Consider the following 24208-nt stretch of genomic DNA (forward strand, 5'->3'; position numbering starts at 1 on the left):
TCAATCTTGGGAGTTACTAGATGCATATGCAATTAGTAACTCTCCTACTCTCATAATCCCTACACTCGTCATTTCTGAACCATCAATTGAAATTTGAGCCATCGTACCTGCTCAAAATTAGTTCAAACGACTTAATTGAACACAAATTTATGAAATTTTGATGAAAGGAATCTATCATCAATGTGATATGATGCAGAAAATTTTTTAGCCCCCTTTAAAAGATGAAATTTCCAGGTCAGCGCAAATCTAAGCACTATTTTCCAACTCACGCTCGTGATCCATTGGCTAAAGCAAAACAGCCTTCTAAGCTGTATCGCCCAATTGTTGTTGGTGTGGGTCAAACCATCGTAGACATTGAAGCTCGCGTTGATGATGAATTTCTCGCTAAATATGAACTAAGTAAAGGTCACTCACTGGTTTTAGAAGAGAGCAAAGCTGATGCGCTCTACGTCGAACTGGTTGAACGTGGACTGATTACTCACCAATACCCTGGCGATACTATCGGTAATACGCTTCATAACTATTCGGTACTTGCTGATAGTAAATCTGTATTGCTGGGCGTAATGTCGCGCAATATTGAAGTCGGCTCTTTCGCATACCGCTATTTATGTCGTACATCTGCGCGCATGAATCTTAACCATCTTCAAATGGTAGAAGGTCCTATTGGTCGTTGTTATACACTGATCACCGAAGATGGCGAGCGCACGTTCGCGATCAACGAAGGTCATATGAACCAATTGAATCCGGAAAGTATTCCTGAAAGCGTGTTTGATAAAGCATCTGCACTTGTGGTGTCTTCTTACCTAATGCGTGGTAAGCCAGAAGACCCGATGCCAAAAGCTGTTGCTCGCGCGATTGAGATCGCTAAAGCTAAAAACGTACCTGTGGTTCTAACGCTTGGTACGAAATGGGTGATTGAAGGCAACGCAGAATGGTGGCAAGAGTATCTAAAAGAGAACATCACCATTGTTGCAATGAATGAAGAAGAAGGCGAAGCACTAACAGGCATTAGTGATCCACTACAAGCAGCAGACCGCGCGCTAGAATGGGTTGATTTAGTTCTGTGTACCGCTGGACCAAACGGTCTGTACATGGCGGGCTATAGCGATGCAGAAACACTTCGTGAAAGTGACCATATGCTACAGCACGGCGTGATTTCTGAGTTCAACCGCTACGAATTCAGCCGCCCAATGCGTAAAGTAGATTGTGACACGCCACATAAAGTGTACTCTCACATTGGTCCTTACCTCGGTGGTCCAATTGAGATCAAGAACACCAACGGTGCTGGTGATGCAGCGCTATCGGCATTACTGCACGATATCGCAGCTAACAGTTTCCATGTGGTCACTGTGCCGGGTTCAACTAAGCATGATCGCCCATACTTAACCTACTCTTCTCTATCACAGATTTGTAAGTACGCGAACCGTGTTAGCTATGAAGTATTAACTCAGCACTCTCCTCGCCTATCAAGTTCTTTACCTGAGCGAGAAGACAGCTTAGAAGAAGCTTACTGGGATCGTTAATCGATTGATACAAATAGAGCCGCAATAGCGGCTCTATTGCTTTATTCAGCTGGATAGAATACTAATTCATTACCGACTACTAATATACAATCCATACCTGCCGCATGTGCCGCTTGCTTACCTAATTCTGTATCTTCAAAAACTAAACACTTATTGGGCTCAATATTCAACTTGGTTGCAGCCAGCAAAAAAGTATCTGGGTGCGGTTTATGGTTGTTAACATCATTAGCTGTCACTAGGGCATCGATTTTATCAATCAAGCCACTTTCGCTAAGCAAGTTTGTTGCACTATCTCTTTGACTGCCTGTCCCAATCGCCATTTTTTTCTTTGAATAGAAGCGTCTCAACACTTCGAATGTGCAATCAATAATCGCGACATCGTGCGCTAATTGACTAAATTGCGCCATTTTGTATCTTGATGCACCTTGCGGATCGATAGATAAGTTATAACGGCGATTTATCTCCCCAATAATCTTATAGCTTGGCATTCCGCCCATACTATGTATCCACTCATCCGAATACGGGAAGTTAAACTCTTGCGCCGTTCTTCGCCACGCTTGCAAATGTGTCGGCATGGTATCCAGTAAAGTGCCGTCCATATCAAAAATAAAACCTAGGTATTGATCGTAATTTACCAACATAAATATTCACTTAATCTCATTATTCTATAGATTGCATAGGGTTTAGTTTGTTTCATTAATGTTACATAATGAACATCTATTCAAATAAAAATAATAACAGCATCAGTTTTTCGGTCACCAAAAGTTCGGAAGTCACATATGAAAATAAAAACAAAATTATATCTACTCGGCGCAGTGGCAGTAGTAGGTATCGGATCGCTTTTAGGCACAACAGTTCACTTCGCAAACACCACTGAACAACTTAACAAAGCCAATCAACTTGTTAAAGATTTGGAGATACGCCTCTTAAACCTACGCAGAAATGAGAAGGACTTTCTTCTGCGTGAAGACCTTAAGTATCTGGATAGATTTACAGATAATATTGACCAATTCCTCACAAAAGAAAAAGCGCTGTCTACTGTATTGGTCGATCAAGAACTCACCAACAGCGGTACTCTTGAGCAAGATATCCTGGCTTATCAAAAATCATTTAAACAAGTCGTCGATGCATTTAAAACACTTGGCTTAGGTCCAAACGAAGGTTTATTAGGGGTCTATAACCAAGCTCTAATCTTAGAGAAAAATAAACTCAATAGCCAAGACGCTGCCAATTTAATTGAATTTGATATTCAGCTTAAAAATGGTGAATTTCGACCTGAGTTACTCGCCTACAGTGGCAATGAAATCATGGATGCAGCGCAAGACGTTTTCGATCAAAAACTCACCATAGGTTTGAACTATAAAGATGGTCTACTTGGTGATACACGTGCTGCATCGCACTCTGTCGAAGAACAATTCAAAACCTTTTCAACCGCGCTGACCAAACAAACTGATAAAAAAATTGCACAGCTCAATATGTTTAAGAATGTTCTGAGCATTTCAGTTTCGATCATTATTATTCTTTTTATTGCGCAAATTGCGCGCTCAATTATCACTAAAATCGAATCTCTACTGGCTGTTATCAGAGACATTTCAGACAACAATGATATTTCGCTGCGTGCTCGACTCAAAGGTAATGACGAACTGGATTCACTAAGTCAGTACTTTGATCAATTGTTAGATAAGTTGGAAGGTCTACTTTCCAATACTAAAGGTAAATCTCACGAGTTATATGACAGTACCTCTAACATGCACAACGAGCTCGAATCTGTAATCCAACAGTTCCAAGTCCAAGCTGACCACACCACAACCATGGCGACTTCCGTTCAGGAAATGGTGGCGACCATTCGCGAAATTTCTGAAAGCACCTCTGTGGCAGCAGAAGGCGTTCAGCAAGCGAGTATTAATGCACAAAGTGGACGTGATGTCGTGGTAGATACTGTCGAGAACATTACCCAGCTTTCGGCTCGTCTTTCTGGCAGCCAGACATCTATTAGTTCTCTTAACCACCATGTCGATAAGATTGGCGATGCCGTCAACATTATCCAAGAGATTGCTGAGCAAACTAACCTGCTTGCTCTCAATGCAGCGATTGAAGCGGCTCGCGCTGGTGAACAAGGGCGAGGCTTTGCTGTCGTAGCGGATGAGGTACGCGCGCTAGCAAGTCGCACCCATCAGTCGACGACTGAAATCACTAATGTGGTGGATGCTATCCAAAGCCAAATGGGCACGGTTATCACCGATATCGATCAATGTAATCAACAAGGCAAACTTACGCTTGATGGCTCCGATCAGCTCGATCAAAGCTTAAGCCAAATCCTCTCTGACATGAATGCAATTCAAGCAAACTCGGAACGCATCGCTTCTGCGATAGAGGAGCAAGGCGTTGTTATGTCGCAGGTGAGCGATTCAATTACTGAGTTGAACACCATTTCAGACAATAACACCAACTCCGCGAAGCACTGCTTAGTAGAAGTTGACAAAGTTGCTCTGCAAGCATCCGATATGGATAAAGAAGTCGCTCAATACAAGACGTCAGCGTAACTGAATAGCCCCCATCATGGGGGCTAACTCTTTATGGGTTGGGGTCACAAATTATCATACACAACTGGTCGTCGATTGAGCCACCTAACTGGTCGGCAATGTTTGTGAGTTGAATAGATTGCGACTGACCGCCTTTGGTGATAGTTAGCGTCAGATCATTGTCATTCACTTGAGCATCGAGATTATCCAGTAGGTCATCAATCGTTTCTCCTGGCTCGAGTAAATCTGATACATCAATGAGGTCTTCACCGATAGTGAAGTCATTGATGACATCTAGCCCGCCATCGAAGTCAACTAATTGCCAGGTGAATGTATCACCGCCACCAAAGCCAAACAGAATATCATCGCCCAGATTAGCATCCATGTAGTCTGCATCATCCGTTCCTTGCTGAATTGAGGAGCCTTCAGGTAATACGGTGATATCAATTGGGCTTGATTTTAACTCTACATTGTCTTCACTCAATACCACCACATCGAAACTGTAGTTTCCAGGCTCTGTCACTAAGACTGACAATCCTGACAGATCACCTTGATAAGCACTGACATCAATATGACCATCGCTGTCTGCAAATAGCTCATCGTCACCCATTTTATATTGGCTGCCTTGCGGTAGATTACTTACATCAAGTTTGACCTGAAAATCATCCAAGCTCAACGCGTCGCTACCCAAACTAACCATAATGTTATGCAATGGGAAATAACCATCTTCGTAGCCAACATTATTTAACGTTTCTAATTTGATATTATCAAGTAATGCCCCGTAGCTATCCGCATCGGTAGATTCAAACACCACTTTATAGTCGCCGCTTTCCGGTGTTTGGAAATGGATGATTTCAGATGTCCAACCTTTGCTTTGATCGTAGGTATAAAGTAACTCTTTAGACACGCCATCCGCCGCAACTAAAAAGACTGCCATTGGCGAAAAACAATGGTTTCGTTTGGCGACATCAAATGCCAATGTAAAAAATTGCCCATGTCGTGCATTTGTAATCTCAGTGTAGAGCTGATCATCCCCTCGACGAGCCTCAAGCTCAAAAACCTTATTGTTTCTGTCATCAGGACAATCTCGATAAACCTTCTCTTTACCTACTTCAACGATATCATTGTCGTTCGACGTTCCCCATACACCTTCCGCACCATCGCCTATCCCTTGTTCGGTATTAGCAAGGTTCAGGTTCTCCACATCTAAGTAACTCCAACGTTTACCGACGTCAATTTGCTCAAAATCATGATATGAAATGATGGTGTCTTCTTCTTGCTCTATATATACATCTACAATAGTGCCCGATGACGATACCCCCCCAACCGATAAGGTAAATTGTTCGAGGTTATCATCAAGATCGTCGATCACCGTTGGCAATATCACTGAGAATTCACTAACCCCGACAGGGACGGTGACAAGACCGCTATTGTCATCATAAGTAACGCCATGTGTAAATTGAATGCTGTCTACATCCACATCATCCAAACTTGCTTCATCACCCAAAGCACCGAGCACGAGTGCAAATTGGGTCGGCTGCAGTGCTCCGATATCCAGAGTGACTTTGTAGACTAAATTCTGCCCTTCTACGACGATATCGTCGCACAGCGACACATCGTGCACGCACGCATCAGCGAGTGCAGGATTGATGATAAGATTGACGGTTGCTTCTGCGTATCCGCCTCTATCGTCAGTAATTTGATAATCAAATGTCGTTGGACCGCTAAAGTCATCATCTAAATCAACGTAAACAATGCCATTTTCTACCCATATTTGGGCATTGTTCGCTTCAGAGACATACGTAAAACGAATATGGTCAGAATCAGGGTCGTAGTCATTGCCTAGCAACTCTTCGATTGGGATCTGTAATACCTCACCTTGGTTGGCGGCATATGCGCCAGTTCCAGAGGCAGTAAACCCAGTGAGGAAATAGTCGGAAGAATCACTGCCGCGAGCAGGTTCATTGACAAAATCCACGGCTTCAAACACAACTCGGTCAAAGGCAACGTCACCAGAAAACGTATAGCTGCCCTGGTTATTACCTTGGTTTGCAATAAACAAATCACTGGCGACAACCGTGTCGCCTAAATACGCAACCCACTTACCTTGCTCATGATTCCCTTCTCCTCCTTCGTTTAAAAATAGGTTAGAGAAGGTGAAACTAAACTCTGTCGCTGGCTTTTCTAGATTAAATACGAACTGTTCTGACAGCCCGTCTTCACGATTGAACTGAATTTGGTTAGCAGGTCCACCATTTTCATCGCCAGTAACGCCTCGCTTTAAACCATCCCCTGAAATTTCTCGCATTTCACTATCGTAGTATGCGGTAATCTCTGAACCTTCATATTGCCATACGTCATTATTAAATGTGCCGTAAGCAACACTGAATCCCATTGGGTCATCAATGGCTATTGGTGGTGTGTTTTCACCAGGTGCAATCGTAACGGTACTGACTTCACTGACATTGTTATCACTGTCTACTGCGCGATAATCAAAGCAATCATCCGGCGTGTTGGTTTCGAGGTAACGTAATTCCCAGTTACCCGGACCGTCTGTAGAGACCTCAACGCTGACAATCTTCGCCCCTACCGAACTATCTGGTACAGCGAAACTAACTTCTCTAAACAATTCTGTATTGCCAGACGTTGTTTTGGTCACCATTTCTTCCAGTACGGTACCATCATCTAACGTCACTTTAATCACTACCTTGGTTTCTTTTGGATGCCCTTCTTCAAACCATCCCCCCATACCGTCCAAACCAAGTGTGATCGAATCGGCGGGTCGCTGTGACAGATCAATCGTTATACTCTCGTCTTGCTGGATACCATCACCACCACCGACTCCAAGACCATAACCTATGTGATTCTTGTCGGCATAGTATTGCGTCGGCACCCCACCACTAGTCGTTATAACTATCTGATCGACAATGTTATCTTGGTCATCTCTAAAATTGAGCACGCGCACATTTGGATCATCGGTTGGTTCGCCCCAATTCATGAAGGCGGTCGTACTCTCATCGCCGTCTCTGCCTTCCGGAGCCTCTTTTACACCGAGTATGAAGCCTGTTGATTGGTCATCGTTTTGATAGCTAAACAAGTTAGGATCGAAAATGTTTAAATCTCCAATCACTTCATCGTTCTCATCAAATTGAGTGAGCATATCTTCAGTGACAGGGTCACCATCATAAAGCAAGGTCCCAGACTGAGGTAACTTAGTGATCACAACGCCCACCTGTTCACCTGTACTATCGTCCTCTAGGTCAGATATATGATCACTTTCTTCATCGTCACTGTCGAAAACGATTGGGGCTTGCCCGTCATCATCAAGCACAACTCTGAAATCTTCCGATTCCGGTGGTGTGTTGGACGATCCGCCTGGTGGCTCAACGCCCTCATCAAATGATGAGAGGAATAACGTGCGGAATTGCTCTAGCAAAGTTAAACTTTGAGTCGTCGATAAGCCTAGGCTATTAAATCCTTGAGTTTCAAATAAGGTTGCAGCAATGGTTTCATCGCCTACTCTCGATACGGTATCTAACACGGTACCGCTTGAGCTATCTTCACTGCCTGCTTCTGGATCTAATTCTTCGCTTAATTGCGTTGGGTCTTCGCCTTGCTGAACAGCCTCAATGACTTGGTTGACATCATCGGTTATGTTGATTGGTGTTCCATCTGCGCTGATTAAATTGGCTTGAGGGGCTTGTTGAGGACCTTGTGAAATAATCACCTCGCCAGAGTTTGGTGATTCACCCGGGTTTATGATTCGCGCGTTGCCCAAAGCATCTATGGCAATAGCCTGCCCGGCAGCTAACCTTGCGATTGTTGTCAATCCATCTAAACTCATAGCCATCACCATCCATCATGTCGTACAGGTCTTAGCTATAATTATTGACCATTTTGTTACTATGATTTTCAGCGGTGCTGCTCTGCTACTTGATTCAGAACGCGCAACTACCGCGACGCGTAAATTAACGAATAATAATCAACTGCTTGATTGCAACTACAACCTTGGTCTCAATTTTGAGAAGATGTGACTATGCTGCTTTGCGGGCACAAAAAAAGGACCTTGCGGTCCTTTTTAGATTAAGAATTTAGTCTGGTAAGTTCAGCAAATCTTGCAATATTGCGGTAGAGTCAACGACATCGCCATTAATGTGCTCTCGGAACTGGTTAGCACTATCTTCTAACACTACGTCGTGTTCAGACGTGCCATCACTGATGGTAACCTTGATATCATCGCCTTGCTTACTAGCGACAAATTGTAAGAGGTCATCAACATTATCATTACCACTTTCCAGAATTTCGCTAAAGTCGAGGATGTCTTCACCACGAATAAAATCTTTAATCGTGTCCGTTTCCCCATCACGAATGCCATCACCTTGGTCAACAAACTTAAAGACATCTTGATCGTCACCACCAATCAGAATATCGTTACCAAGACCGCCTATGAGGATGTCTTTGCCTGCACCACCCTCTAGTTCGTCATTGCCCTCTTGAGCGGATAATAAATCGTCTCCTGAACTTCCCGTCAGTTTTTCACCAATATCAGAACCAACAGTAACATTCGCAATTGAAGTGCTACTCTGCTCAGAGCCATTCGCCACCTCTTGTGACGTTGCCGTGACCGATAAATCGAAATCTAGTTCACCTTGATAAGACGATGGAACTTTAAGTTCTGCACCAGTAATCTCTCCTGAGAACGGGTCAGCAAGAGTTAAATCCAACGTATAGGTCTTGATACCGTTATCCAGAACAAAGTTCGTTTGTTCGACGCCATTGATAAAGAGTTCAACGCCATCAGGTACTCCCGTTAAATCAATGGTACCTTTTAGCTGTTCACTTCCATCGGAGTCCGTGACATTTACTTTGATAGTCTCAATAGCGATGGTCCAAGTTGGTCGCTCAACCACCAAACTTCCATTGATGTAGTCAATAAAATAGATACCATCATCAAATTGAATATAGTCAATATTACGCAGTGTCATATCTGTATCATGATCAGCGCGCCTCATTAAAAGAACACGATCATCTACGCCACTGATTTTATACTCTTGCTTAATATAGTCACTTAATGACCCTTGAAGCACTGCAATGTCAAAGTTGTTATCCCCATTTACTGTATAATTACCTCGACCAAACAACGAATCTGCAGCATTACCTGCAACGAGGATATCGCTTCCCCATCCACCTCGCAAATCGTTCTTGTCATTTAAATTGCCGACAAGCACATCGTCATCATCTGACGATGGCGAATGGTAATGGTTACCTGAGAGACTGTCATTTCCGCCGTGAATTGCCGCTATGTAGTCGTTAGATACTCCTTGCTTACCGAAAATAGTGTTTTCGTTACCATCAGTTGTGTCAAAAATCTTGGAATCAATATTGAACTTTTCGAAATCGAAGTTTTCTGGCAAAAAGTCTTCATAGACCATACCCCAAGTTTTAAACTTATCGTGAGATTGCGCAATTGCACCTAGTTTAATATCCACCGTAACGTTATCGGCTAGTGGGTTGATGTCAACAGTTAAGGTGTGCTCACCGGAGGACAACCCATCTTTAACAACCTCAAACTTAATTTCTTGATAGCTATTTTTCTGGTCGCCAACACCCGCTGCAGCGTAATCATTGCTACCGGAGTCATCATTCTCTGGCATATAACGAATGTCTCCCGCTTTGATTCTAGCGGCGCTTATCGAATCGCCATCCAAAATCTCCCACTCGTCATCATTTTTAATCTGCAACTGACCCAGAGTTACGGTGCTCCAATCAATTTCAACCTTAGCATTCACATCCCTAACGCCAAAATCTCCCAGCGTTAGTATGATAGCGGTATCCTCTTGTCCGACAATTTCCTTGCTCTCTGCACTTGGTGGTGGAAGATTGATAATTTGACCGGTAACTTCTTGACCGTTGAGCGTAATTGAATAGGTCTCGGTATCTTCAGCTAGTTGGTCTTTCAAAGTAGGAATAACAATAGAGAATGAACTCACACCAATTGGCACTACTAGTTGACCGTTTTCAAATTTTACACCGTTGGTGAACTGAACTCTGCTCAAATCGACATCTGTACTTGAGGCTGTGTCGTTAATTCCACCGTAGGAGAAATCAAATTTACCCGCTTCACCAAGAACGCCTTGATCAAGTTTGACCAAGAAAACCAACTCGTCACCTTCAGTAACTTCCGGCTCATAAACAGTAACCTGTGAAATTTGTGCAGCTTCAATTTGAGGGTTTACATGTACGGTTACTGTTGCCTCTGATTCTCCACCTTTATCATCCGTAATGGTGTACTTGAAGGTATTCGTACCTAAATCAGAAGATGTAAAATGGACATAACCATCTTTGATATAAACATCCGCGTTAACACCACTTTCACTAATCTGGGTGATGCGAATTGAATCACCATCAATGTCACTATCGTTATCTAATAGCTGTGACAGTTTGATTTTGAACTCTTCGTTCTGAGTCGCAACTAAACTCGTACTCCCTTTACCTTCAAAACCAGATAAGTAGTATTCCGACGAATCGGTACCTCGTTCATCGACAGGTTTAACACTATAGTCTGTTGCTTCGAACACTATACTGTCAAAAGCTACACCACCAAGATCATCTTCTGATACTGAATAACTTCCATCTCTATTGCCATCGTTAGCCACGAACATTCCGCTGGCTACTGCGGTCGTACCAAGGTAAGCGACCCATTTGCCTTGTTCATGGTTACCAGTGACGCCTTCATCTTTATATAGATTTGAAACGGTAAAACTAAACGAAGTGATCGGAGAACCAAGTTCAATCTTTAATTTCTCAGACTCACCTGACGCACGATTGTATTCAATTTGGGTTTCAGGTCCCCCGCTAATAGAATCGCCAAATGTATGGATCCCTAATGCGTCATTTTTCTCCACCACATCTTTCACCACGCCGTTATAGCTAGCAGTAATATTTATCGACTCATCTGTCCAACTGCCGCCGTTAAAGCTACCAAGAGACACAATGTAGTTAGCCAAACCATCATCTACAGCTTGAGGCGGATTATTGGGTGTACCGACTGTCGCACTGTCTTGACCTTGGGCAGAGGTGTTGTCCGCTTGGTCGGTTTGCGTCGCAGTGACAGTGATCGTCTCACCTTCAGCAGGTTTAGTCTCTGTCCAAGTGATGGTGCCCGTGGTTTTATCGTAGCTGTACGTCGCTTGCGCGTCACCATTGCCCAACACCAAGCCGTCTTGGGCGTCGTTAAGTTTCAGTTCGACCTGTTCACCATTCACTTTCAGCGTGACATAGCCGCCGTTGGCTAATTCAGCGTGGTTAACCTCTACCTGCACCTTGACGTTGTCTGCGCTGCCCACTTCACTCTCGTTCAGCCAGCCGTCGTTGTCAGTGTCTGAGCTGATTTCGACCTTAGGCACGAGGTCAGGATTAATCTCGCCGACCGCGATGGTGTCGACCGTGGCACTGTCTTGACCTTGGGCAGAAGCGTTGCCAGCTTGGTCGGTCTGCGTTGCACTGACGGTGATCGTTTCACCTTCAGCAGGTTTAGTCTCAGTCCATGTGATGGTGCCTGTGGCTTTGTCGTAGCTGTAGGTAGTTTGCGCGTCGCCATTACCCAACACTAAGCCGTCTTTGGCATCGTTGAGTTTTAGCTCGACGTCTTGACCATTGATGGTCAGCGTGACATAGCCGCCGTTGGCCAATTCGTTATGGTTAACCTCAACCTTGACGTTGACGCTGTCTGCGCTGCCGACTTCATTCTCGTTCAACCAACCGTCATTGTTGGTGTCTGAGCTGATTTCAACCTTAGGCGCGAGGTCCGGATTATTCTCGCCGACCGCGATGGTGTCAACCGTGGCACTGTCTTGACCTTGGGCAGAAGTGTTGTCCGCTTGGTCGGTTTGCGTTGCAGTGACGGTGATTGTTTCACCTTCAGCAGGTTTAGTCTCAGTCCACGTGATGGTGCCCGTGGTTTTATCGTAGCTGTACGTAGTTTGCGCTTCGCCATTACCCAACACCAAGCCGTCTTTGGCGTCGTTGAGTTTTAGCTCAACGTCTTGACCATTGATGGTCAGCGTGACATAGCCGCCGTTGGCTAATTCAGCGTGGTTAACCTCTACCTGCACGTTGATATGGGCTGCGCTGCCCACTTCACTCTCGTTCAACCAACCGTCATTGTTGGTGTCTGAGCTGATCAGCACTTTAGGACCAAGATCGCTACCGTTGTTACCTTCACCCTCACCGATGGCGGTAGTGTCGACCGTGGCACTGTCTTGACCTTGGGCAGAAGTGTTGTCCGCTTGGTCGGTCTGCGTGGCAGTGACGGTGATTGTTTCACCTTCGGCAGGCTTAGTCTCAGTCCACGTGATGGTGCCTGTGGTTTTATCGTAACTGTAGGTCGCTTGCGCGTCGCCACTACCCAACACCAACGCATCATCGGCGTCGTTGAGTTTCAGTTCGACCGTTTCACCGTTAATGGTCAGCGTAACATAGCCGCCGTTGGCCAATTCGTCATGGTTGACTTCAACCTGTACATTAACGCTGTCTGCGCTGCCCACTTCACTCTCGTTTAGCCAGCCGTCGTTGTTGGTGTCTGAGCTGATCAGCACTTTAGGACCAAGATCGCTATCGTTGTTACCTTCACCATCACCGATGGCGATGGTGTCGACCGTCGCACTGTCTTGACCTTCGGCAGAGGTGTTGTCCGCTTGGTCGGTTTGCGTGGCAGTGACGGTGATCGTTTCACCTTCGGCAGGTGTGGTCTCAGTCCACGTGATGGTACCCGTAGTTTTGTCGTAGCTGTACGTTGCTTGCGCTTCGCCATTATTCAGCACTAAACCGTCTTTGGCGTCGTTGAGCTTAAGTTGAACCTCATCGCCACCATTAACAGTAAGAGTGACATGACCGCCGTTGGCCAATTCAGCATGGTTGACTTCAACCTGTACATTAACGCTGTCTGCGCTACCCACTTCACGCTCGTTCAGCCAGCCGTCGTTATTCGTATCTGAGCTGATCAGCACTTTAGGACCAAGATCGCTATCGTTGTTACCTTCACCATCACCGATGGCGATGGTGTCGACCGTCGCACTGTCTTGACCTTCAGCAGAGGTGTTGTCCGCTTGGTCGGTTTGCGTCGCAGTGACGATGAGCGTTTCACCTTCAGCAGGTTTAGTCTCTGTCCACGTGATAGTGCCCGTGGTTTTATCGTAGCTGTACGTCGTTTGCGCTTCGCCATTATTCAGCACCAAGCCGTCTTTGGCGTCGTTGAGTTTCAGTTCGACCTGTTCACCATTGATGGTCAGCGTGACATAGCCGCCGTTGGCCAATTCAGCGTGGTTGACTTCAATCTGCACATTAACGCTGTCTGCGCTACCCACTTCAGTCTCGTTCAGCCATCCATCGTTGTCACTATCTGAGGTGATTTCGACCTTAGGTCCGAGATCAGCGTTATTGATACCCTCGCCATCACCGACCGCGATGGTGTCAACTGTGGCACTGTCTTGACCTTGGGCAGAGGTGTTGTCTGCTTGATCGGTTTGCGTTGCAGTGACGGTGATGGTTTCACCTTCAGCAGGTTTAGTCTCAGTCCACGTGATGGTGCCCGTGGTTTTGTCGTAGCTGTAAGTAGTTTGTGCGTCGCCATTACCCAGCACCAAGCCGTCTTTGGCGTCGTTAAGTATTAAGTCGACCTGTTCACCATTAATGGTCAGCGTAACATAGCCGCCGTTGGCTAATTCAGCGTGGTTAACCTCTACCTGCACGTTGACGTTGTTTGCGCTGCCGACTTCACTCTCGTTCAGCCAACCGTCGTTATTCGTATCTGAGCTGATCAACACTTTAGGACCAAGATCGCTACCGTTGTTACCTTCACCCTCACCGATGGCGGTGGTGTCGACCGTGGCACTGTCTTGACCTTGGGCAGAGGTGTTGTCCGCTTGATCGGTTTGTGTGGCCGTGACGGTGATGGTTGCACCTTCGCTAGGTTTGGTCTCAGTCCACGTGATGGTGCCTGTGGTGTTGTTGTAGCTGTAGGTCGCTTGCGCGTCGCCATTACCCAACACTAAGCCGTCTTTGCCGTCGTTGAGTTTCAGCTCGACGTCTTGACCATTAATGGTCAGCGTAACATAGCCGCCGTTGGCTAATTCAGCGTGGTTGACTTCAACCTGTACATTAACGCTGTCTGCGCTACCGACTTCACTCTCGTTCAGCCAGCCGTCGTTGTCAGTGTCTGAGCTGATTTCAACCTTAGGCGCGAGGTCCGGATTATTCTCGCCGACCGCGATGGTGTCGACCGTGGCACTGTCTTGACCTTGGGCAGAGGTGTTGTCTGCTTGATCGGTTTGCGTTGCAGTGACGGTGATCACTGCACCTTCAGCAGGTTTAGTCTCAGTCCACGTGATGGTGCCTGTGGTTTTATCGTAGCTGTAGGTAGTTTGCGCGTTGCCATTACCCAACACCAAGCCGTCTTTGGCGTCGTTGAGTTTCAGTTCGACCTGTTCACCATTGATGGTCAGCGTAACATAGCCGCCGTTAGCCAATTCATCATGGTTGACTTCAAGCTGTACATTAACACTGTCTGCGCTGCCGACTTCACTCTCGTTTAGCCAACCGTCGTTATTCGTGTCTGAGCTGATTTCAACCTTAGGAGCGAGATCCGGATTAATCTCGCCGATCGCTATGGTATCAACCGTGGCACTGTCTTGACCTTCGGCTGAGGTGTTGTCCGCTTGGTCGGTTTGCGTTGCAGTGACGGTGATCGTTTCACCTTCGGCAGGTTTGGTCTCAGTCCACGTGATGGTTCCTCTGGTGTTGTCGTAGCTGTATATCGCTTGTGCGTCGCCATTATTCAGCACTAAACCGTCTTTGGCGTCGTTGAGCTTAAGTTGAACCTCATCTCCGCCGTTGACGGTTAAGCTAACATAGCCGCCGTTCGCCAATTCAGCGTGGTTGACTTCAACCTGCACGTTGACGTTGTCTGCGCTGCCCACTTCACTCTCGTTCAACCAACCGTCATTGTTGGTGTCTGAGCTGATTTCAACCTTAGGCGTGAGGTCAGGATTAATCTCGCCGACCGCGATAGTGTCGACCGTGGCACTGTCTTCAGTCTCTGCCGACACGTTACCAGCTTGGTCGGTTTGTGTGGCAGTAACGGTGATCGTTTCACCTTCAGCAGGTTTAGTCTCAGTCCATGTGATGGTGCCCGTGGTTTTGTCGTAGCTGTACGTCGCTTGCGCTTCGCCATTATTCAGCACTAAACCTTCTTTGGCATCGTTCAGCTTAAGTTGAACCTCATCGCCACCATTAACAGTAAGAGTGACATGACCGCCGTTGGCCAATTCAGCGTGGTTAACCTCTACCTGCACCTTGACGTTGTCTGCGCTGCCTACTTCACTCTCGTTCAGCCAACCGTCGTTATTCGTATCTGAGCTGATTTCGACCTTAGACGTGAGGTCCGGATTAATCTCGCCGACCGCGATGGTGTCGACCGTGGCACTGTCTTCAGTCTCTGCCGACACGTTACCAGCTTGGTCGGTTTGTGTCGCAGTAACAATGATCGTTTCACCTTCAGCAGGTTTAGTCTCAGTCCACGTGATGGTACCCGTAGTTTTATCGTAGCTGTACGTCGCTTGCGCTTCGCCATTATTCAGTACTAAACCGTCTTTGGCATCGTTCAGCTTAAGTTGAACCTCATCGCCACCATTGATGGTCAGCGTAACATAGCCGCCGTTGGCTAATTCGTCATGGTTAACCTCAACCTTGACGTTAACGGTGTCTGCGCTGCCCACTTCACTCTCGTTCAGCCAACCATCGTTGTCAGTGTCTGAGGTGATTTCAACGTTAGGTCCAAGATCAGCGTTATTGATGCCCTCGCCATCACCGACGGCGATGGTATCGACCGTCGCACTGTCTCGACCTTCAGCAGAAGCATTGCCGGCTTGATCGGTTTGCGTTGCAGTGACGGTGATTGTTTCACCTTCGGCAGGTTTGGACTCAGTCCACGTGATGGTTCCCGTGGTTTTGTCGTAGCTGTAAGTAGTTTGTGCGTCGCCATTTGCCAACACCAACGCATCATCGTCTTCGTTGAGTTTCAGTTCGACAGTTTCACCATTAATGGTCAGCGTAACATAGCCGCCGTTGGCTAATTCGTCATGGTTAACCTCAACCTTGACGTTAACGCTGTCTGCGCTGCCCACTTCACTCTCGTTCAGCCAGCCGTCGTTATTCGTGTCTGAGCTGATCAGCACTTTAGGACCAAGATCGCTACCGTTGTTACCTTCACCCTCACCGATGGCGGTGGTGTCAACCGTGGCACTGTCTTGACCTTGGGCAGAGGTGTTGTCTGCTTGATCGGTTTGTGTGGCAGTGACGGTGATCGTTTCACCTTCAGCAGGTTTAGTCTCAGTCCACGTGATGGTGCCCGTGGTTTTATCGTAGCTGTAGGTCGCTTGCGCTTCGCCATTACCCAACACCAACACATCGTCGCCTTCGTTGAGTTTTAGCTCGACGTCTTGACCATTGATGGTCAGCGTGACATAGCCGCCGTTGGCTAATTCAGCGTGGTTAACCTCTACCTGCACCTTGACGTTGTCTGCGCTGCCGACTTCACTCTCGTTCAGCCAACCGTCATTGTTGGTGTCTGAGCTGATTTCAACCTTAGGCGCGAGATTTGGATTAATCTCGCCGATCGCTATGGTATCAACCGTGGCACTGTCTTGACCTTCGGCTGAGGTGTTGTCCGCTTGGTCGGTTTGCGTTGCAGTGACGGTGATCGTTTCACCTTCGGCAGGTTTGGTCTCAGTCCACGTGATGGTTCCTCTGGTGTTGTCGTAGCTGTATATCGCTTGTGCGTCGCCATTATTCAGCACTAAACCGTCTTTGGCGTCGTTGAGCTTAAGTTGAACCTCATCTCCGCCGTTGACGGTTAAGCTAACATAGCCGCCGTTCGCCAATTCAGCGTGGTTGACTTCAACCTGCACGTTGACGTTGTCTGCGCTGCCCACTTCACTCTCGTTCAACCAACCGTCATTGTTGGTGTCTGAGCTGATTTCAACCTTAGGCGTGAGGTCAGGATTAATCTCGCCGACCGCGATAGTGTCGACCGTGGCACTGTCTTCAGTCTCTGCCGACACGTTACCAGCTTGGTCGGTTTGTGTGGCAGTAACGGTGATCGTTTCACCTTCAGCAGGTTTGGTCTCAGTCCACGTGATGGTGCCCGTAGTTTTATCGTAGCTGTAGATAGTTTGCGCGTCGCCATTACCCAACACCAAGCCGTCTTTGGCATCGTTGAGTTTTAGCTCAACGTCTTGACCATTGATGGTCAGCGTGACATAGCCGCCGTTGGCTAATTCGTCATGGTTAACCTCAACCTTGACGTTAACGCTGTCTGCGCTGCCCACTTCACTCTCGTTCAGCCAGCCGTCGTTATTCGTGTCTGAGCTGATCAGCACTTTAGGACCAAGATCGCTACCGTTGTTACCTTCACCCTCACCGATGGCGGTGGTGTCGACCGTTGCACTGTCAGTCACTGGTGCCGATACGTTACCGGCTTGGTCGGTTTGCGTAGCAGTGACGGTGATTGTTTCACCTTCAGCAGGTTTGGTCTCAGTCCATGTGATGGTGCCTGTGGTTTTATCGTAACTGTAGGTAGTTTGCGCGTTGCCATTACCCAACACCAAGCCGTCTTTGGCGTCGTTGAGTTTTAGCTCGACGTCTTGACCATTGATGGTCAGCGTGACATAGCCGCCGTTGGCTAATTCGTCATGGTTAACCTCAACCTTGACGTTAACGCTGTCTACGCTACCCACTTCACTCTCGTTTAGCCAACCGTCGTTGTTGGTGTCTGAGCTGATCAGCACTTTAGGACCAAGATCGCTATCGTTGTTACCTTCACCATCACCGATGGCGATGGTGTCGACCGTCGCACTGTCTTGACCTTGGGCAGAAGCGTTACCAGCTTGGTCGGTTTGCGTGGCAGTGACGGTGATTGTTTCACCTTCAGCAGGTTTAGTCTCAGTCCACGTGATAGTGCCCGTGGTTTTATCGTAATTATACGTCGCTTGCGCGTTGCCATTACCCAACACCAACGCATCATCGTCTTCGTTGAGTTTCAGTTCGACCGTTTCACCATTAATGGTCAGCGTAACATAGCCGCCGTTGGCTAATTCAGCGTGGTTAACCTCTACCTGCACGTTGACGTTGTCTGCGCTGCCGACTTCACTCTCGTTTAGCCAACCGTCATTGTTGGTGTCTGAACTGATTTCGACCTTAGGTCCAAGATCAGCGTTATTGATGCCCTCACCATCACCGACGGCGGTGGTGTCGACCGTGGCGCTGTCTTGACCTTCGGCAGAGGTGTTGTCCGCTTGGTCGGTTTGCGTCGCAGTGACGGTGATCGTTTCACCTTCGGCAGGCTTAGTCTCAGCCCACGTGATGGTACCCGTGGTTTTATCGTAGCTGTACGTCGCTTGCGCGTCACCATTGCCCAACACCAAGCCGTCTTGGGCGTCGTTAAGTTTCAGTTCGACCTGTTCACCATTCACTTTCAGCGTGACATAGCCGCCGTTGGCTAATTCAGCGTGGTTAACCTCTACCTGCACCTTGACGTTGTCTGCGCTGCCCACTTCACTCTCGTTCAGCCAGCCGTCGTTGTCAGTGTCTGAGCTGATTTCGACCTTAGGTCCGAGATCAGCGTTATTGATACCCTCGCCATCACCGACCGCGATGGTGTCAACTGTGGCACTGTCTTGACCTTGGGCAGAGGTGTTGTCTGCTTGATCGGTTTGTGTGGCAGTAACGGTGATGGTTTCACCTTCAGCTGGTTTAGTCTCAGTCCATGTGATGGTGCCCGTGGTTTTGTCGTAGCTGTACGTAGTTTGCGATTCGCCATTATTCAACACCAATCCGTCTTTGGCGTCGTTGAGTTTTAGCTCGACGTCTTGACCATTGATGTTCAGCGTGACATAGCCGCCGTTGGCTAATTCAGCATGGTTAACCTCTACCTTGACGTTGACGCTGTCTGCGCTACCCACTTCACTCTCGTTCAGCCATCCATCGTTGTCACTATCTGAGGTGATTTCGACCTTAGGTCCAAGATCAGCGTTATTGATACCCTCGCCATCACCGACAGCGGTGGTGTCGACCGTCGCACTGTCTTGACCTTCAGCAGAGGTGTTGTCCGCTTGGTCGGTTTGTGTCGCAGTGACGGTGATGGTTTCACCTTCAGCAGGTTTGGACTCAGTCCACGTGATGGTGCCCGTGGTTTTATCGTAGCTGTACGTCGCTTGCGCTTCACCATTATTCAGCACTAAACCGTCTTTGGCATCGTTCAGCTTAAGTTGAACCTCATCGCCACCATTAACAGTAAGAGTGACATGACCGCCGTTGGCCAATTCAGCGTGGTTGACTTCAACCTGCACATTAACGCTGTCTGCGCTACCCACTTCAATCTCGTTCAGCCATCCATCGTTGTCACTATCTGAGGTGATTTCGACCTTAGGTCCGAGATCAGCGTTATTGATACCCTCGCCATCACCGACCGCGATGGTGTCAACTGTGGCACTGTCTTGACCTTGGGCAGAGGTGTTGTCTGCTTGGTCGACCTGCGTTGCACTGACGGTGATGGTTTCACCTTCGGCAGGTTTGGTCTCAGTCCACGTGATGGTACCCGTAGTTTTGTCGTAGCTGTACGTCGCTTGCGCTTCGCCATTATTCAGCACTAAACCGTCTTTGGCGTCGTTCAGCTTAAGTTTAACCTCATCTCCGCCGTTGACGGTTAAGCTAACATAGCCTCCGTTGGCCAATTCAGCGTGGTTGACTTCAACCTGTACATTAACGCTGTCTGCGCTACCCACTTCACTCTCGTTCAGCCATCCATCGTTGTTGGTGTCTGAGCTGATTTCAACGTTAGGTCCAAGATCAGCGTTATTGGTGCCCTCGCCATCACCGACGGCGATGGTATCGACCGTCGCACTGTCTCGACCTTCGGCAGAAGCGTTGCCAGCTTGGTCGGTTTGTGTCGCAGTGACGGTGATCGTTTCACCTTCAGCAGGTTTAGTCTCAGTCCACGTGATAGTGCCCGTGGTTTTATCGTAGCTGTAGGTAGTTTGCGCGTTGCCATTACCCAACACCAAGCCGTCTTTGGCGTCGTTCAGCTTAAGTTGAACCTCATCGTCGCCATTAACGGTAAGAGTGACATAACCGCCGTTAGCCAATTCATCATGGTTGACTTCAACCTGAACGTTGACGCTGTCTGCGCTGCCAACTTGACTCTCGTTTAACCAGCCATCGTTATTCGTGTCTGAGCTGATCAGCACTTTAGGACCAAGATCGTTACCGTTGTTACCTTCACTCTCACCGATGGCGGTGGTGTCGACCGTGGCACTGTCTTTACCTTGGACAGAAGCGTTACCAGCTTGGTCGGTTTGTGTGGCTGTGACGGTGATCGTTTCACCTTCAGCAGGTTTAGTCTCTGTCCAAGTGATGGTGCCCGTGGTTTTGTCGTAGCTGTAAGTAGTTTGCGCTTCGCCATTATTCAGCACTAAACCGTCTTTGGCGTCGTTGAGCTTAAGTTGAACCTCATCGCCACCATTAACGGTCAGCGTAACATAGCCGCCGTTGGCTAATTCGGCATGGTTAACCTCAACCTGTACATTAACGCTGTCTGCGCTGCCCACTTCACTCTCGTTCAGCCAACCGTCGTTATCACTATCTGAGATAATTTTAACCTCAGGTCCAATATCGCTATCGTTCTCGCCTGCGCCGTCACCCGGCGCAACCGTATCGAGTTTTGCTGAATCACTGCCTTGCGCCGATTCATTACCCGCTTTATCCGTTTGAGTGGCAGTGACCTTGATCGTGCCACCTTCTGCCGGTGTACTTTCCGTCCAAGCGATAGTGCCGTTATCGTAGTGGTAAATTGTCGCTTCATCAGTCAGCGTCACCAACTTGCCATCTACCAGTTTAAGCTGAACCTCATCACCGCCATGCACCGTCAGTGTGACATGACCGCCGTTGGTCAATTCGTTGTGGTTGACGGATACTTCGACCTGCACTTGGTCATCACCCAGCTCGTCTTTGCTGATCAAGCCGTCGTGATTGGTGTCATCTTTGATGTCGACCACAGGACCTAGATTAGCACCTTGAAGACCTTCACCTTCACCCGGTGCCTTGATATCAACCACTGTGTTGTCATTGACGCTGCCTGTATTACCTGCTTGGTCGGTTACCGTCATATCAACCGTTAGCTGACCGTCACCAAAGCCTTTAGCCGCTAGGTCAAGGTCTGTAATCGTCACCACGCCATTAACCAGCGTGTAATCACCATCTTGTAGCGTGTAGCTCTTATCGTTACCGTCGGTGTCTTCACCGCTGATGATGATCAACTCTAGCGTGCCGTTGGATTCAACTTTGCCGCTGAGGTCAACCGCGCTGAGCTCTTGCTCGTTAATCAAATCGTCTGCAAAGGCGATGCTGTTGGTATCGTTCGCAGGATCGCTGTCGCCATCGACGCCTTCGCCCGGTGCCGTGATATCAACCTGCGTACTGTCATTGACGCTACCTGTATTACCTGCTTGGTCGGTTACCGTCATATTAACCGTGAGCTGACCATCACCAAAGCCTTTAGCCGCTAGGTCAAGATCATTGATGGTCACCACCCCATTAACCAGCGTGTAATCACCGTCTTGCAGCGTGTAGCTCTTATCGTTACCATTAGTGTCTTTACCGCTGATAACAATTGACTCTAGCGTGCCGTTTTCTTCAACTTTACCGCTAAGGTCAACTGCGCTGAGCTCTTGCTCATTAATCAGCTCGTCCGCAAAGCCGATGCTGTTGGTATCGTTCGCTGGATCGCTGTCGCCATCGACGCCTTCACCCGGTGCCGTGATATCAACCTGCGTAGTGTCATTGACGCTACCTGTGTTACCAGCAAGGTCAGTCACCGTCATATCAACGGTCAACTGACCATCACCAAAGCCTTCAGCGGCTAGGTCAAGGTCATTGATGGTCACCACGCCGTTCTCGAGCGTGTAATCACCATCTTGTAGCGTGTAGCTCTTATCATCACCATTGGTGTCTTTACCGCTGATGATGATCGACTCTAGCGTGCCGTTGGCTTCAACTTTACCGCTGAGGTCAACCGCGCTGAGCTCTTGCTCGTTAATCAGCTCGTCTGCAAAGGCAATGCTGTTGGTATCGTTCGCTGGATCGCTGTCGCCATCGACACCATCACCCGGTGCCGTGATATCAACCTGCGTAGTGTCATTGACGCTACCTGTATTACCTGCTTGGTCGGTCACCGTCATATCGACGGTCAGCTCACCATCACCAAGGCCTTTAGCCGCTAGGTCAAGGTCATTGACGGTCACCACACCGTTCTCGAGCGTGTAGTCGTCAGTAGTTAGCGTGTAGCTTTTATGGTTACCGTCGGTGTCTTTACCGCTGATGATGATCGACTCTAGCGTGCCGTTTTCTTCAACTTTACCGCTAAGATCAACCGCGCTGAGCTCTTGCTCATTGATGAGGTCATCTGCAAAGTCGACGCTGTTGGCATTATTAGCCGCATCACCTTCACCCGGAGCAGTAATATCGACCGTGGCATTGTCGGTAACGCTTCCCGTATTACCAGCCAAGTCAGTTGCCGTCATAGATACCGACAGTTCGCCATCACCAAAACCTTTTGCTTTTAAGTCAAGATCAGTAACGGTCACAACACCATTAACGAGAGTGTAGTCCTCGTCTAAAAGGGTATAACTCGTTTCTTTGCCATTGGTATCTTTACCAACGATAATAATCTCGTCTATTTTCCCTGTAGTCTCAACTTTACCTGTCAAGCTTACGGCTTTAAGCTCAGTCTCGTTAATCAACCCGTCGATAAATTCTATATTGTTTAAATCATTATCTTTCGGCGTATCACTATCAACACCTTGGCCTGGTGCTAACGTATCAACAATAAAATCAACTTGGCTAGATACTGGGCCTTGGTTTCCCTGAGGGTCAGTAATTTGAGCTTCATACTGATGGCTACCATCTATGGGTTTTGTAACAGAAATCAGTATGGTTCCGTTATTTATATCTTCTTTTACAACCGTATGAGTCCCTACTACATTTCCATTATTTTCTCTAAGTTCTATCACATCACCAACGCCAGTACCGCGCGGTAATTCAACCATAACGCCAAGGTTTGTGTTAGCCTCATCACTGTTTAGCATGGCATCATCTCCCAACTCTGGGATAAAAATGACTGGGGTTTCATGCACGGGAGCTACGGTTACATCCACTGTGATGGTATCAATACCACCTCTTCCATCTGATACTTGCACTGTGAAGCTATCATCACCGTTAAAATACTCGTTTGGCGTATAAATCCAGTTACCATTTGCATCTACAGTAATTTCACCATTTAGAGGTAGTTCTTGCGCGATGAATGTAAGTTGGTCAAAAGAATTTGCATCAGCAGCAATTAACTTACCGCTAACCTGGGTACCTTCATCAGTTGACACTACAAGATCTTGTCCTGTAGGCGAAAAATTAACAGATTCAGCGTTGCCAATGACCGATTTCAACTGTGTAAATAGCGTATTGGTTTGTTGCTCAGTCAGACCTAATTGCGCAAAGCCAGTTGTTGTAAATGCGGTTTCTACTTTTGTTTCATTGAGGGTTCGTGTCACATTAACAGCATCAGTAATACTTGAGCTAAGTTCGGTGCCCGCTGCTGGCGAAAATGCATCATTTAGTTGTGTCGGGTCTTCTCCGCTCTCTAAACTCGAGATAACTTTTGCGACATCCGCACTGATGTCTCTACCATTGCCATCTGCATCAAACATGGACACTTCTAGTGAACTTGCCTTCTTTAGATCGGTTATTGCATGGTTGCTAACTATGATTTCGCCAGCTTTCGCAACTTCTCCGGGGATGAGTACACGTAGGTTGCCTAATCTATCGATCACCATAGATTGACCAAACACTAAATTCCCAAATGCATTCACTACTTCAATTCCCATATACAACCATCCGAATTAACTTACGCTCAAATAAAAATGAACTAAAAGGCTATTAATTTTTCACTCAATTAATAATTTATCATTATCTTTAAACACCATTAACCCCGAACGTAAACATTAGATTTACAAAAACCAAATATCACAACATGCCTCGCATTTTAATAAAATTATCAAC

5 protein-coding genes are annotated in these 24208 nt (G+C 47.3%); 2 read left to right on the forward strand and 3 right to left on the reverse strand.

Annotated elements, in window-relative coordinates; translation table 11 throughout:
- Positions 1–221: 221 nt before the first annotated feature.
- On the forward strand, positions 222–1523 hold the full coding sequence (locus GZN30_RS18415) for an inosine/guanosine kinase (protein WP_075651713.1): 1302 nt from the start codon (positions 222–224) through the stop codon (positions 1521–1523).
- 41 nt (positions 1524–1564) lie between these two features.
- On the opposite strand, the gene GZN30_RS18420 is transcribed toward GZN30_RS18415, so the two are convergent.
- Positions 1565–2164: a beta-phosphoglucomutase family hydrolase gene (locus tag GZN30_RS18420; protein WP_075651715.1), complete on the reverse strand. Its 600-nt coding sequence runs from the start codon at positions 2162–2164 to the stop codon at positions 1565–1567.
- A 138-nt stretch (positions 2165–2302) separates the two neighbouring features.
- Between GZN30_RS18420 and GZN30_RS18425 the strand changes: the two genes are divergently transcribed.
- Positions 2303–4066 (forward strand): methyl-accepting chemotaxis protein, encoded by a 1764-nt coding sequence (locus GZN30_RS18425; RefSeq protein ID WP_075651717.1) that lies wholly within the window; start codon positions 2303–2305, stop codon positions 4064–4066.
- Positions 4067–4097: 31 nt separating this feature from the next.
- On the opposite strand, the gene GZN30_RS18430 is transcribed toward GZN30_RS18425, so the two are convergent.
- Together GZN30_RS18430 and GZN30_RS18435 are read right to left on the reverse strand one after the other, a co-directional pair.
- A complete protein-coding gene (locus tag GZN30_RS18430; RefSeq protein ID WP_139312271.1) occupies positions 4098–7889 on the reverse strand; it encodes an Ig-like domain-containing protein in 3792 nt (1263 codons plus the stop codon).
- A gap of 247 nt (positions 7890–8136) precedes the next feature.
- Positions 8137–24033, reverse strand: a complete 15897-nt coding sequence (locus tag GZN30_RS18435; RefSeq protein ID WP_161987110.1) for an Ig-like domain-containing protein — start codon at positions 24031–24033, stop codon at positions 8137–8139.
- Between the last annotated feature and the right edge of the window lie 175 nt (positions 24034–24208).

The organism is Vibrio ponticus, from assembly GCF_009938225.1.
Classification (GTDB): Bacteria; Pseudomonadota; Gammaproteobacteria; order Enterobacterales; family Vibrionaceae; genus Vibrio; species Vibrio ponticus.

Coding starts and splice junctions, on each gene's coding strand:
- GZN30_RS18420 (WP_075651715.1), bottom strand. CDS start 2,164: ATGTTGGTAAATTACGATCAATACCTAGGTTTTATTTTTGATATGGAC.
- GZN30_RS18415 (WP_075651713.1), top strand. CDS start 222: ATGAAATTTCCAGGTCAGCGCAAATCTAAGCACTATTTTCCAACTCAC.
- GZN30_RS18430 (WP_139312271.1), bottom strand. CDS start 7,889: ATGAGTTTAGATGGATTGACAACAATCGCAAGGTTAGCTGCCGGGCAG.
- GZN30_RS18435 (WP_161987110.1), bottom strand. CDS start 24,033: ATGGGAATTGAAGTAGTGAATGCATTTGGGAATTTAGTGTTTGGTCAA.
- GZN30_RS18425 (WP_075651717.1), top strand. CDS start 2,303: ATGAAAATAAAAACAAAATTATATCTACTCGGCGCAGTGGCAGTAGTA.